We start from the raw sequence: 13,526 nt of genomic DNA, 5'->3' as shown, positions 1-13,526 counted from the left end.
TCAGCAGCAGAGGCTCGGATGAGGTCTGTCCCACGCTCGGGTCCTGGCCGCCGACGCAGCCAGGACCCGATGTCGTGTCAGGCAGCGAGCGAGCGCCATGTCCAACACCCGGGCTGCCTTTCCGATCGATCCGGGCAGGACATGCCGCTTGATCTCGAACGTGACGTCTACGCTCTTGTGCCCCACACCGGCATAAGCAGCCGAACACCAGCCAGTCGCGCCACGAACCTCTCCGAACAACACACCTAGGCCTCCCGGGACAGGGTGTCCGCGTGTGCGGTGTCCACGGTGTCCGCGGTGTCGAGTATCTGGTCGCCGTACAGATCCTGCAGCCAGTTGGTCTGGTAGACGGTGTCGAGGTAGCGCTCGCCGAGGTCCGGCGCGATGGCCACCGCGGTGACGGCACGCACGTCATGTCGCGCGAGCCAGTCCGTCGCCGCGCTGACCACCGTTCCGGTGGAGCCACCGAACAGGAAGCCGCGTCTGGCCATGCGCCGACACATACGGATGGTGTCCGTCTCCTCCACCCGGATCACCTCGTCCACATAGGACTCGTCGAGCAGCGGCGGGCGCATGCTCATACCGAGGCCCGGGATCATCCGGCGGCCCGGCTCGCCGCCGAACGCCACGGAACCCACGCTGTCCACGGCGACGATCCGCACGGGCCGGTGCCACTGCCGGAAGTAGCGCGCGCAGCCCATCAGGGTCCCGGTGGTGCCCGCCCCGACGAAGAGGACGTCCAGTTCCGGGAACTGGCGGGCGATCTCCGGGCCCGTGGTGCGGTAGTGCGCCCACCAGTTGCCCTCATTGGTGTACTGACTGAGCCAGACGTACCGGGCGTCAGAGGCACACAGCGTACGGACGTACTCGATTCGCGTGCCCAGGAAGCCGCCGTTGGAGTCCTGGTCGGCAACGATGTGCACCTCGCTGCCGACCGCCTCCATCAGCAGTCTGGTCGAGAGGTTGCACCGGGAGTCCGTCACACACAGGAACCGGTAGCCCTTGCTCGCGGCGATCATGCTGAGCGCGACCCCCAGATTCCCGGAGGACGACTCGACGAGGACGGAATCCGGTGCCAGGATTCCGTCACGTTCGGCGCTCTCCACCATCTCCTTCGCGGCCTTGAGCTTGATGGAGCCGGCGAAGTTGAACGCCTCGCACTTCAGATGGAGCGGGTATCCGCAGATCGACTCCAGATCGACGAAGAGATCGCCCTGGTTGAAGTCGTACGGAGCCGAGACGACAGGCACGATGGACCTCCTGGTGCCGGGCCGAGGACGAGAGCCTCAGCCGTAGCGGCGAAGTTCGTGGAAGAAGTCATCGATGACACAGAGGTTCCCCTCCCGGGACACCTCGTCGTAGACATACTTGCCGACGGCCAGATCGAGGACGCCGAGCCCGAACGGCGAGAAGACCACCGGCTGGTCGGCCGGCGGTGCGGCGCGCGCGGCCATGACGTCACTGAGCGTTCCGTTCAGGAAGTCGCGGTTGCCGGTGAGCTGTTCCACCAGATGAGGCGATGTCTCGGCCTTCAGGCAGTGCTCGACGTCATCGACGAAGTTGGCCGAGCCGAGCAGGACCTCGGGGGCGAGGTCGCGCAGGGACACATGCAGGACCAGGGGGTTGTGGCTGAACCAGGCCGGGTCGGTGACGTGTGGCCGCCCGGCGATGGTGGCGAACACCACGAGGTCGCTGGCGCGGACCAGGTCTTCGGCGCTGTCATGGATGGTGATCGGTGCGGCGGTGCCGGCCTGCCGCAGACAGCCGCGGAAGCCGGTGGCACTGTCGGCGGACACATCGTGCACGCCGACCGCCTCGAAGGCCCAGCCGGTGCCGCTGAGGAAGGTGTGGATGTAACGGGCGATCAGTCCTGTGCCGAAGAATCCGACACGGGTGGGGCGGGGACGGCCACGGCTGAGCCAGTCGGCCGCCAGTGCCGCGGACGCCGCGGTCCTGGTGGCGCTGATGATCGAGCTCTCCAGGCAGGCGAACGGGTAGCCCGTGTCGTGGTCGTTCAGGATGAGCACCGCAGAGGCGCGCGGCAGCCCCGCACTCACGTTCTGCGGAAAACTGGAGATCCACTTCAGACCGTCCACCTGGACCGACCCCCCGATGGAGGCCGGCAGCGCGATGATCCGCGCCGTGGGACGGTCGGGGAAGCGCAGGAAGTACGACGGCGGGTTGACCGTGTCTCCGGCGTCGTGCAGCCGGTAGGCGGCCTCGACCAGTTCCACGAGCTGCTTCTCACGCCCGCTCAGTGCTCGCTGCACCTGTTCACCGCTGATCACCGCGAACGTCGGCACAAAAGCCCCTTCGGGCGTGGCCGGTTGGGTGGCGGTCGGCAGTACGTCGGTCATCGCTCGCTCGCCTCCGAAGCCGGGCAGTCGTCGGCCGGCCGGAGGGGCTCGGCCATGCCGACCAGCACCTGACGCTCTCCGATGAAGGCGTCTCTGCTGTGCGCGGTGCGGATGTTGTCCACGAGCAGCAGGTCACCGGCCTGCCAGGGTTCGCGCCGGGTGTGCTCCTCGTAGGTGGAGTTGATCAGCTGGACGACGTCCTCACCGATCAGGCCGCCGTCGCCGTAGCGGGTGTTGAACGGCAGTCCGTCCTCGCCGTAGACATCCACCAGGTACTCGCGCACCTCCGGGGCCAGCGTCCACTCGTTGAGGAAGGCGATCTGGTTGAACCAGCAGCGTCGGCCGGTGAGCGGGTGCCGGACGACGGCGCTGCGGCGCTGCTCGGTGCGCAGTGTCCCGTCGGACTGCCAGGTGAAGTCGATGGCGTTGGCCCGGCAGTAGCGCTCGATCTCGGCGCGGTCGCCGGTGCCGAACGACTCCACCAGGCTCGCCCCGATCTCGTCATTGTAGGTACGGGTCAGCACCCAGCCCTCGCGCTCGAACCGTTCGGTGAGCCCGGTGGGCAGTGCCCGCAGCACCGCTTCGGCATCGGCCACCGCCGTCGCCCCGCCCTGCTCGGACGCGGTCAAACAGGCGAACAGCATCAGGCCGGGCACCTCAAGCGGGTAACTCAGCTCGTGGTGCATGCACATCGGCTGGTTGGCGGGCCAGGTCGTGGACGCGTACAGGCCGAGGCCGTGGGCCCGACGGGGGGCGAAGGCCTCCCTCTCCGTCATCAGACCGTCGGCCAGACGCGCGAAGACGGCGCCGACCTGGTCGGTGTCCCGCAGCCCGAGCCCACGGACGACCAGCGCCCCGTGCTCGGTGACCTGCGCGCGCAGCGCCTCGCGGTGCTCGGCCGCCCAGCTGGCGGCGTCGTCGAGGGGATCGACGTGCAGCAGCGCCGGTCTGTCCGGTCGCAGCTCCACATCGAGCGCTGATGCCAGGGATGAGAACGGCAATTCGAATTCCTTTCGGTCGACCGCCCGGGATGCGACGGGTCTCAGGAGGAGGCAAGTGGTACGACGGTGCTCAGGACGGCCTGTGCCGCCTCGGCCGGGCGGGTACGGGGGAAGTAGTGGCCGCCGTCGGCGAGCTCGTGCAGATCGACATGTTCGGCCAGGAGCAGCCAGTCCCTGTGGTGGTCGGCGTAGCCGGCGGTGTGCGGGTCGTCGGCGGCGACGACGACCGTGACCGGCACGGAGAGCCTCACCCGCGGCGGCGCTTCGAGGGCCTCGCGGAAGTAGCGGTGTGCGCCGAGACAGTCGTGCCGGTAGGCCGCACCGATGTGTTCGGCGTGCCGCTCGTTCAGCTCCGCCAGTTCCGTGTAGCCGGTGTCCGCGGTCAGCCGCGCCGCGATCTCGGCGTCGCTGCGGCTGTCGAGTTCGCCGATGGCCGTGTGCCGGTCGGTGGCCGTACCGAGCAGGTGCGCACCGAGGAACACCCGCGTCACGCGCACGCCTCGCTGCAGGAGTCTCCGGGCTGTCTCCATGGCAGGCGCGGCGCCCGAGGAATGGCCCCACAGCATGACCCGGGTCAGGCCGCGCGCCGTGATCTCGGCGGCGACCTGCTCGGCCACCTGCTCGATCGACGCGAACGGCTCGGGGGGTGCGGCCAGGTTGTGACCGGGGAGGTCCACGGCGAGGACCGCCACTCCGGGGCCCGCCAACACGCTCGCCATCGGCTGGTAGTTGACCGCGTTGCCGCCTGCGTAGGGGAAGCACACCAACGCGCACTCCGGCACACCGCCGCCGTCCGACAGGGGTAGCAGCAGCCCTGGGCGCTGCCGGGCCGTGCCGTCGATGAGGGCGGCCAGGTCGGCGAGCACCGGGTGCCGGGTGATGTCCCTCAGGGACACCACGCGGTCGAGCGCGAGGGTGAGTCTGACCGCGGTCAGGGAAGTACCACCGGAATCGAAGAAGTGGTCCGAGCGGCAAATCTGCTGCTCGGGCAACCCCAGCAGCTCGGCCCAGGCCGCGGCCAGCCTCCGCTCGGTCGGGCTGAGCGGGCCGGCCTCGTTCCCCGCCTCCCTTTCCGGCGCCGACGCTTCGGCAAGTCCGGTCAGGGCCTTTCGGTCGATCTTGCCGTTGGCGGTCAGCGGAAGGCTGTCCTGCCAGTGGAAGGCCGACGGGACCATGTAGGCGGGCAGCGCCGTGCCGAGGGCCTCGCGCAGTGCCTCCGGCTGCCGCCGGCTGCCGGAGTAGAAGGCGATCAGCTGCTTGCCGCCGCCGGACCGCTCGGCGACGACCACCGCGCCGTCCCGCACTCCGTCCACCCGCAGCAGGCAGTTCTCGATCTCGCCGATCTCGATCCGGAAGCCGCGGATCTTGACCTGACTGTCCCGGCGGCCGAGGAACTCCAGCTTGCCCCCGGGGTGCCAGCGCCCCCAGTCCCCGCCCATGTAGAGCCGTTCACCTGGCCGGTACGGGTCCGTCCGGTACGCCTCCCGGGTCCGCTCGGGATCATTGACGTACCCCCGGCCCACGCAGACACCGGAGAACGCGATCAGCCCTGGGGCGCCGAGCGGTACCAACGACAGATGCTCATCCACGACGTACACGCGCACGTTGTTGACCGGCCGCCCGAGCAGGACCCGGTCGGGCACTCCGTGCAGGATCTCGTGGTTGGTGTCGTCCGACGTCTCCGTCAGCCCGTAGGCGTTGAGCAGCCCGATGCCCGGCTGTACCGCGAACCAGCGCTGGGCCAGTTCCCGTTTCAGCGCCTCGCCGGTCACCGACACACATCGCAGGTCCGGCAACGTACGCGGATGCTGCTCCAGATACGAGACGACGACCTCCAGATAGGACGGCACGACCTGCGCCACGCCGGCCCGGCCGCGCTCCAGTGTGTCGACGAACCGCTCCACGTCCGTGATCACGTCCTGCTCGACCAGCAGGGTCCGCCCGCCGACCAGCAGCGCGGCCAGGAGCTGCCACAGGGAGATGTCGAAGCACTGCGGGGCCGTCTGCGCCACCACGCACCCCTCATCGATCGCCAGGTCGTCGATCTTGGCGTGGAGATGGTTGAGCATCCCCGCGTGCTCGCACATCGCCCCCTTCGGCTCGCCGGTGGAGCCGGACGTGAAGTAGACGTAGGCGAGTTGACCGGGGTCGACCTGAACGCCGAGGCCGTCGTCGGCGTGCGGTTCGGCGTACGCCGTGTCGACCAGCAGCTTCTCGACTCCCGGCAGGGTGGCCAGCGCCTGGTCGAGGGTGTGGGTGCTGCCGGATTCGGTGAGGACCAGTCGGCACCCCGCTCGCGACAGCGTCGCCGCGATCCGGCCCGCCGGGAAGTGCGGCTCGATCGGCAGGTACGCGCCGCCCGCCTTGAACACCGCCAGCACCGCTGCCGGCCAGTCGAGGTTGCGCTCGGTGACGACGGCGACCACGTCTTCCCGGCCCAGGCCCCTCGCCAGCAGCGCTCGCGCCAGCGTGTTCGCGCGCCGGTCGAGCTCGCCGTACGTCCACTGGTGCTCGCCGTGTACGACCGCCACGGCCTGTGGATGCGCCCGCACCCGCTGCTCGAACAGTTCGTGTGCCCGCGCGTCGGGCAGCGGCCGGCGGGGCCCTGCCAGACCTTCCAGTTGCTCCTGCACCTCGTCGGCCGACAGCAGGCTCTGCCGCGTGTGGTCGGCGTCCGGATCCGCCGTCACGAGCCGCAGCGCCGTCAGGTGGTAGCCGCCGATACGTGCCACCGCCGCGGCGTCCAGCACGTCCGTGCGGTACCGCAGGCGCAGCGTCAGATGTCCGCCCCGGTCGGACCAGCGCACGTGCAGGACGCCGTCGTCGGCGTGGGTCTCGTCTGCTCCGATGGGACCGAACACGACCTCGTACGGCGGCTCCGTCAGTCCGAGTTCCCGCCGTAGCTTCTCCACCGGGAACTCCCGGTGCTCCAGAGCCTCCGCCTCGGCGTGCTGGGCTGCCGTCAGCAGGGCCTGCCAGGATCCCGCGGGGACGGCCGCCCGGCACGGCAGGGGCTCGCCGCGCACACCGGTGGTGTACCCCGTGACCACCTCCGGCTCGCCGGACAGCACGGCCATCACCTTGAGGTGTGCGGCCAGCATCAGCGCGCTGACCGGCGCTCCGCGGTGCCGGACCAGTTCACGCACCGCCTCCGTCACGTCGTCCGGCACCGGCATCTCGTGGTCGGCTGCTCCGGGAACCGGCTCCCGAACCCACCGTGGCACCGTGGTGACACCGCCGGCCGTCAGTACCCGGCTCCAGAACTCCCGGTCCGGATCCACTCGCGTTCCCATCGAATTGCCTTCCTCAACTCACGGTCGCCGCAGTGGCGTTGGCTGATGACGTTGCCCGGCCGGTTCCGATGGACCGGCCCCCGCTCTCCGGCATGTCCACCGCGGGATTGCCGCCCCACTGTGCGTTCCGGGGGACTTCCTCTCCCTTCATGAGGAAGGAATCGGGTGCCAGCACCGAGCCGTCGCCCATGGTCACGCCGTAGTGCACATGGGCGCCGACGCCCAGCGTGCAGCCGGCGCCGAGTGTGGTGCCGTCGGACTTGAAGGTGCCGTCCTCCTGCGAGTGGCACTGGATCTTGCTGCCGGCGTTGAGGGTGCACTCGTCGCCGATGGTGGCGAGCGTCCGCTCGGTCAGATAGCAGCCGTCGTCGAAGACCCTGCTGCCGATGCGCACGCCCAGCAGCCGCCAGACCAGGCTCTTGAAAGGGGTTCCGTTGAAGACGTTGAGGAAGTGGTCCGGCACCTTCCACAGCCGCTCGTGCCACCAGAAGTACGGGTCGTAGATGGAGCACAACCGGGGACGCAGCGCACGGAACGACGTGATGCAACGCTCCAGCAGGATGAAGTACGCGGTGGAGAAGGCGAGCGTGATCGCCAGGTATCCGGCGATCACCACGTGTCCGACCACGCCGTACAGGTCCACGGAGGCGAGAGCGAACAGGGTGAGCGCGAAGGTGTGCAGCCAGCGCACGAACAGCATGAGCAGCATGGAGCGAAGGTTGTAGCGGTTCTTCGCGGCTAGCCGGCGGCGGAGGGTGTCACCCGTCCTGAGATGGTCGAACCGTGCGTCACGGTCCACCGACCGGGGGATCTCGAAGCACGGTGAGCCGAGGAGCCCCACACCTTCACGGACCTCGCCGTCGAGGGGGATCATCACCTTCGTCGCGAGCAGGCAGTCGTCCCCCGTCCTGCCGCCTGCCGGATAGGCGATGTTGTTGCCCAGGAAGTTGTGCGGCCCGATCGACACCCGGGACAGCCGGAAGGACGTACTGGAGAAGTCGGCGTTCATGATCGAGAGTCCGTCGGCGACCATCGTTCCGGTACCGACGGAGACCAGAAGCGGCGTCTCGTGCTGCACTTCGGTGCCGAAGTTCGACCCGGTCTGCTCGACCCGTGACAAGTCGTACCCGAGTCCGCGGAGGTAGTGCACGATGTAGGAGCTGTCACCGAAGAGCCAGGCGAAGAACCTGATGTTCGTCATGCGAGCCGTGGCCCGTTGCAGCGCGTAGTGGAATCCGTAGAGCGGATAGACCTTGTCGGGCCTGACGGCCAGACCCAGCAGACGCGGAACGGTGTACAGGGCCACCAGCCCCAGGGCGAAGCATCCGAAGAACAGCACGAGGGAGAGCTCCAGCGCGTCGGAGAGCAGTTCCGACCGGGACAGTGCGGCCGTCTGCGGGTCGAGTCGCTTGCCGATCGCCGGTACCTCGGTGAACAGCATGTACGCCCCGCCGACGACCAGCGGGATGTACAGCAGGAACAGCTGCACCAGGGTGCCGAGGCCGAACCAGGCCCGGCGCGCGGTGCCGCATCGGGCCGGAGCGACCCTGACGTAGTCGGTCTGTGTGGGCTCGGCCGGAGATCCGTGCCAGTGCTCACCGTCGGGGACCGCCTGGCCGCGGTGCAGCGCGGACGCGTGGCCGAGCTGGGCACCGTGACCCATCGACGTGTCGATGTCCAGGACGGTCTTCTCGCCGACGAAGACATCGCGGCCGAACGTGATCCGGCCGGTCTGGATGTGTCCCGCATGGGCCCGGTAGCCGAGGAAGAACGAGTCCTTGCGGATGACCGTGCCCGCGCCGATGGTCAGCAGGTCGGTGCAGACCGGGACGGAGGGGGACAGGATCGTGACTCCCTTGCCGATCCGCGCGCCGAGGGCCCGCAGATACAGCACGTACAGCGGCGTCCCGGTGAGGAAGACCATCGGATTGGCGTGAAGCAGCGCCTTGACGACCCAGAAGCGCAGATACGTCAGGCCCCAGACGGGGAACTCACCGGGTCGCCAACGGCCGATGAGAAGCCATTTCGCGACGACCGGGAACGCGCACAGCGCGACGAACCCGATGCCTCCGAACAGGAGCGACCGCAGGTAGACGTCGGCCAGGCCCGAACCGGTGGCGATCCACTCGTAACCCGCGGCGGTGACGAACCCGGAGACCAGGGAGTAGCCCAGGAAGACCAGCAACTGGAACGTTCCGCAGAGAAGATGGTTCCACCGTGTCCCGCGCCTCTCCGAGGCCGACGACGGCATAGGCGCCGGCGAAGCGAACGCCGGATCGACAGAAGCGGGAGCGGCCTCCCCGAGGGCCGCCGCCAGGCTTTGGATCGTGGGGTACTGGTAGATGTCCCTCATGGACGGGGACGGCAGATCCGCTGTCTTCCGCGTCCGCGCGCAGAACTGGGCCATGACCAGGGAGTTGGCGCCGAGGTCGGTGAAGAAGTGGCTGTCGACCGAAACGCGCTCGGCGCCCAGGAGGTCGGCCAGTGTCTGCGCGAGCCTCCGCTCGGTCTCCGCCCTGCTGGGGCCGGTGCCGCTCAGGGCGACGGCAGGTTCGTCCGGCTCCGAAACGGCCTCGAAGGACTGCTCCACCATGCGATCTCCTGAAGGACGTGGATGTTCCTGATCAAGAACCGGCGGAATCAGTTTGTCCGGAGAGATGACAATGTGCCACTTACCTCATTGATTCAACCCTACGAGGAGAATCGGCGATTGGCCCCTATTCCCTTGGTTCCCCGCGATGACGGAGCGGGCGAGTCACCCGCTTGACGGTCCCCCAGGTGCCCCGCAAGAGTCCGGTGAGCCCTGCGACCGGCTGGGGCGGCTGTACTGATCGAGCCAGCTGCGACCGATGCTGACGGTTCACTGACCGGAAGCCGTGCCGAGCACCACTGACCTGCGGAAACAGCGACGGAGTTTCGCTGGGGGCGCGCCCCGCCCGGTGGAGGCACCCGAAGGCGCCTTGTGTGCCGTCGCCGCTTCCTTCCGTGACGCCTCGTGATGACTGCGGCGTCCAGGTACACGTCAATGCCGGCCGAGGAAGTGAATGTAATCCCGGACAAGGCCCGGCAGGCCAGGAATCCGCCGGGCCGCAAGACGGACGTCCTGGACGCGGCCTGGATGGCCCGGCTCGGCGCCCAAGGCCTGGTCCGCCCCCCTCCTTCGTGCCGCCGCAGACCGTCCACTCTCCTCCCGATCGAGGACTGAGGCTGACACCCAGAACCCGGACACCCGGCGACCACTACGGCCGACGGGCACCCAGATCTACCCGCCACCGTCCTGACCTGCACCTATTTACGCGTCAGAGGCCCCATGCCGCCGTCATGACGCCAGTCCTTCATTCCGCTGCGAAGCCGGACCAGCGAGCATCATGTCCGCGTCAAGATCGCCGGTAGCACCGACACCGACCTGTGGCCGGCCAACGGCACCAGGAGGCATCCGCAGGCATCTACTCCACTCCACGTGACCTTCACTGCCGCAAGGTCGATACTGCCGACAGCAGGGTTCCGACCGTAGCGCCACCGACCACCAGGGGATACCTGATGTCCTGTCAGGAAAGTCAGCATTGAGTCAGCATCAGGACCGCCGGAACCCGCTTCCGCCCGCCATGGACCGCCAAGATCGAGAACTGACCTTACCCAGCCTGACCAGCTAAGACACTTGTCCGAGGCCCATCTGTCGGCCTCACCCGGAGGTACCCATGAAGATGCTGATCAACGTGCCCGAGACCGTCGTGGCGGACGCGCTGCGTGGGATGGCGGCCGCGTATCCCGACCTGACCGTGGACGTGGAGAACCGGGTGATCGTCCGCCGGGACGCTCCGGTGGCCGGGCAGGTCGCGCTGGTGTCCGGCGGCGGGTCGGGACACGAGCCGCTGCACGGCGGGTTCGTCGGCCCGGGGATGCTCTCGGCCGCGTGTCCCGGCGAGGTGTTCACCTCACCGGTGCCGGACCAGATGGCACGTGCCGCGGCCGCCGTGGACAGCGGCGCCGGGGTGCTGTTCGTCGTGAAGAACTACACCGGTGACGTACTGAACTTCGACATGGCGGCCGAACTGGCCGAGGACGAGGGAATCCAGGTCGCCAAGGTGCTGGTGAACGACGACGTGGCGGTCACCGACAGCCTCTACACGGCCGGCCGGCGCGGCACCGGTGCGACCCTGTTCGTGGAGAAGATCGCGGGCGCCGCGGCCGCCGAGGGGCAGCCGCTGGAGCGGGTCGAGGCCATCGGCCGCCAGGTGAACGAGAACTCGCGCAGCTTCGGCGTGGCCCTCAGCGCCTGTACGACGCCGGCGAAGGGCACCCCGACCTTCGATCTGCCGGACGGCGAGCTGGAGTTGGGTATCGGCATCCACGGCGAGCCGGGCCGCGAGCGGCGGGCGATGATGACCTCCGGGGAGATCGCCGACTTCGCGGTGAACACGATCCTGGAGGACCTGCCGCCGCGCAATCCCGTGCTGGTGCTGGTCAACGGCATGGGCGCCACTCCGCTGCTGGAGCTGTTCGGCTTCAACGCCGAGGTGCAGCGGGTGCTCAGCGAGCGTGGGGTGGCCGTGGCTCGCACGCTCGTCGGCAACTACGTCACCTCGCTGGACATGGCGGGCGCCTCGGTGACGCTCTGCCAGGTCGACGAGGAGCTGCTGCGGCTGTGGGACGCGCCGGTGAAGACCCCGGCGCTGCGCTGGGGGATGTGATAGGGCGAACGAGGCGACACGCGCACCACGCCGGTCAACACCCCTGTCACGCAAGGAGATCCAGTGCTCGACGCCGACTTCTTCCGCCGCTGGATGGCGGCGACCGCCGCGTCCGTCGACCGTGAGGCGGAGCACCTGACCGCCCTCGACTCGCCCATCGGGGACGCCGATCACGGCAGCAATCTGCAGCGCGGTTTCAGGGCCGTGACGGCCGCCCTGGAGAAGGAGGCGCCGGGCACCCCCGGCGCCGTGCTGACCCTGGCCGGCCGGCAGCTCATCTCGACGGTCGGCGGCGCGTCCGGGCCGCTGTACGGCACGCTGCTGCGCCGGACCGGCAAGGCGCTCGGCGATGCTCCAGAGGTCGGTGCCGAGCAGTTGGCCGCGGCGCTGCGCGAGGGCGTGGACGGGGTGATGGCGCTCGGCGGGGCGGCCCCCGGCGACAAGACCATGATCGACGCCCTGGCGCCCGCCGTGGACGCGCTCGCCGACGGTTTCGCCGCCGCGCGGACCGCCGCCGAGGAGGGCGCGGTGGCCACCACCCCGCTGCAGGCCCGCAAGGGCCGGGCGAGTTATCTCGGCGAGCGCAGCATCGGGCACCAGGACCCGGGCGCCACCTCGTCGGCGCTGCTGATCGCCGCGCTCGAAGAAGCGGCGGAGGGCTGACGGTGAGCGACGGGAAGCTGGTCGGGATCGTACTGGTGTCGCACAGCGCGGAGGTGGCCGCCTCGGTCGCCGAGCTGGCGAAGCGGCTGGCGGGCGGGGCTCCGGCGGTGCCCGTGGCTCCGGCCGGCGGCACCGCGGGCGGCGGGCTCGGCACCAGCGCCGAACTGATCTCCGCGGCGGCGGCCGCGGTGGACCGGGGTGTCGGCGTCGCGGTGCTCACCGACCTCGGCAGTGCCGTGCTCACCGTGAAGGCGCTGCTCGCCGAGGGCGACGAACTGCCGGACGGCACACGGCTGGTGGACGCGCCGTTCCTGGAGGGCGCGGTGGCCGCGGTGGTCACCGCCGCCACCGGTGCCGACCTGGACGCGGTCGAGGCAGCGGCGACGGAGGCGTACGGCTACCGCAAGGTGTGACCCGGCCGCGGGGTCCGGCTGGTCATTTCCGCGCGATGAACATCCTGGCCAGCCGCTCTCCTTCGGCCACTGCCGCCGGGTGGTCCTCGATGGGGTCCACGCGGGAGTTCTTGAAGACGATGTAGGTGACATCGGAGGGCGCTCCGCCACCGTTCGGGTCGGGCCGCAGGCCGAGGCCCTGGGCGGTGGCGTAGGAGGCCTCGCCGATGACGTCGCCGGGGCCGGTGTCGCCGACCACGGCGTACTGCACCTGGTCCCGGTAGACGACGGCGGCCACGGATCCGCCCCGCACGCCGTCCAGTTCGGGGTTCCAGATGGGGCTCGGGGCCGGGACGACGATGTAGGGCAGGGTCTCGGCGTTCAGATAGCGGCCGTCGGACTGCTGGTAGGCGGTCGTCGAGGCGAACTGCGGGTCAGTACCGCGGTTGCAGCGGGCGCCGGGCTGTCCGTCGCAGTCGATGTCCATGTCGGCCTTCCAGAAGACGGCGTCCTGAGTGCCGCAGACGGGTACGTTCGCGGGGCTGCCCTCGTCGGTGCTGTACCGGCCGTGGGAGATCTCCTGGCACTCGCCCAGCCGGGCCAGCAGGTCGGCGGCGGCGACACCGCCTTCACTGCGGGCCGCGGGCCGGTCCCGGGGATGAGCGGCGGCGGCCGGGACGGGCAGCGCGGCCGGGGCGAGCAGGGTGGCACCGGCCGCGGCCAGCGTCAGGGCTGGGGCACGCACGATAAGGGGCCTCTCGTCGGGGACAGGACGGATGTCCGGCCCCTGCGGGACGGACATCCCGCCCACTCTCATGCGCATCGGCACAGTTGGCCGTCCTGGCGATACCGAAGAGGCCGGATGGAGCACGCTTCTGACACCCCGTGAGGGACAACAGGACTAATTGGATTAGCAGATGAAGTGTGAGCGGTGGCAGCAGAGCGACAACAGGGGCCGGGGATCCGGGCCGAAGCCGCTCCGGATCCCCCGGCCACCCGCGTCGGCGCGGGATCGGCGACGACAGCGTGTCCGCGCCACAGGCATGAACTGCCCTGCCTTCTCGGCCAGTTCAGCCGTAGGGAGCCTCAGCATACGTAACTTCCGGAGATGGTCACCACCGTGGGCCCC

General features: G+C 69.5%; 10 protein-coding genes. 4 read left to right on the top strand and 6 right to left on the bottom strand.

What is annotated here, in order from left to right; all coding sequences use genetic code 11:
- Positions 1-245: 245 nt before the first annotated feature.
- From sbnA to AV521_RS05565, 5 genes are read right to left on the bottom strand one after another with little or no spacing between them, the layout of a single operon-like run.
- The gene (sbnA, locus tag AV521_RS05585; RefSeq protein ID WP_076084242.1) at positions 246-1,250 is read right to left on the bottom strand and encodes a 2,3-diaminopropionate biosynthesis protein SbnA; all 1,005 of its coding nucleotides are present in this window, start codon (positions 1,248-1,250) and stop codon (positions 246-248) included.
- A gap of 36 nt (positions 1,251-1,286) precedes the next feature.
- Entirely contained in the window at positions 1,287-2,357 is a 1,071-nt protein-coding gene (gene sbnB / locus AV521_RS05580) for a 2,3-diaminopropionate biosynthesis protein SbnB (protein WP_076084239.1), read from the bottom strand.
- Positions 2,354-3,358 (bottom strand): TauD/TfdA family dioxygenase, encoded by a 1,005-nt coding sequence (locus AV521_RS05575; protein ID WP_076084236.1) that lies wholly within the window; start codon positions 3,356-3,358, stop codon positions 2,354-2,356. Before AV521_RS05575 ends, sbnB begins: the two co-directional genes overlap by 4 nt.
- Before the next feature lie 41 nt (positions 3,359-3,399).
- Positions 3,400-6,651, bottom strand: coding sequence for an amino acid adenylation domain-containing protein (locus AV521_RS05570; protein WP_076084232.1), 3,252 nt, complete (start codon positions 6,649-6,651; stop codon positions 3,400-3,402).
- A 13-nt stretch (positions 6,652-6,664) separates the two neighbouring features.
- The gene (locus tag AV521_RS05565) at positions 6,665-9,244 is read right to left on the bottom strand and encodes a Pls/PosA family non-ribosomal peptide synthetase (protein ID WP_076084229.1); all 2,580 of its coding nucleotides are present in this window, start codon (positions 9,242-9,244) and stop codon (positions 6,665-6,667) included.
- Positions 9,245-9,676: 432 nt separating this feature from the next.
- Between AV521_RS05565 and AV521_RS49100 the strand changes: the two genes are divergently transcribed.
- The 4 genes from AV521_RS49100 to AV521_RS05545 all read left to right on the top strand — a co-directional run bounded on the left by AV521_RS49100 (position 9,677) and on the right by AV521_RS05545 (position 12,418).
- A complete protein-coding gene (locus AV521_RS49100) occupies positions 9,677-9,856 on the top strand; it encodes a hypothetical protein (protein WP_076084225.1) in 180 nt (59 codons plus the stop codon).
- Positions 9,857-10,349: 493 nt separating this feature from the next.
- A complete protein-coding gene (dhaK, locus tag AV521_RS05555; RefSeq protein WP_076084222.1) occupies positions 10,350-11,342 on the top strand; it encodes a dihydroxyacetone kinase subunit DhaK in 993 nt (330 codons plus the stop codon).
- Positions 11,343-11,405: 63 nt separating this feature from the next.
- Positions 11,406-12,005 (top strand): dihydroxyacetone kinase subunit DhaL, encoded by a 600-nt coding sequence (gene dhaL / locus AV521_RS05550; protein ID WP_076084219.1) that lies wholly within the window; start codon positions 11,406-11,408, stop codon positions 12,003-12,005.
- 2 nt (positions 12,006-12,007) lie between these two features.
- Positions 12,008-12,418 (top strand): PTS-dependent dihydroxyacetone kinase phosphotransferase subunit DhaM, encoded by a 411-nt coding sequence (locus AV521_RS05545; protein ID WP_076084216.1) that lies wholly within the window; start codon positions 12,008-12,010, stop codon positions 12,416-12,418.
- A 22-nt stretch (positions 12,419-12,440) separates the two neighbouring features.
- Here the strand turns inward: AV521_RS05545 and AV521_RS05540 are convergent, their stop codons facing one another.
- Entirely contained in the window at positions 12,441-13,142 is a 702-nt protein-coding gene (locus tag AV521_RS05540; RefSeq protein ID WP_076084740.1) for a glycoside hydrolase family 75 protein, read from the bottom strand.
- Positions 13,143-13,526: the final 384 nt, after the last annotated feature.

The organism is Streptomyces sp. IMTB 2501 (assembly GCF_001953885.1).
Classification (GTDB): domain Bacteria; phylum Actinomycetota; class Actinomycetes; order Streptomycetales; family Streptomycetaceae; genus Streptomyces.
The sequence above is the reverse complement of the archived record's forward strand: the minus strand, read 5'-3'. Positions and strand labels throughout refer to the sequence as shown.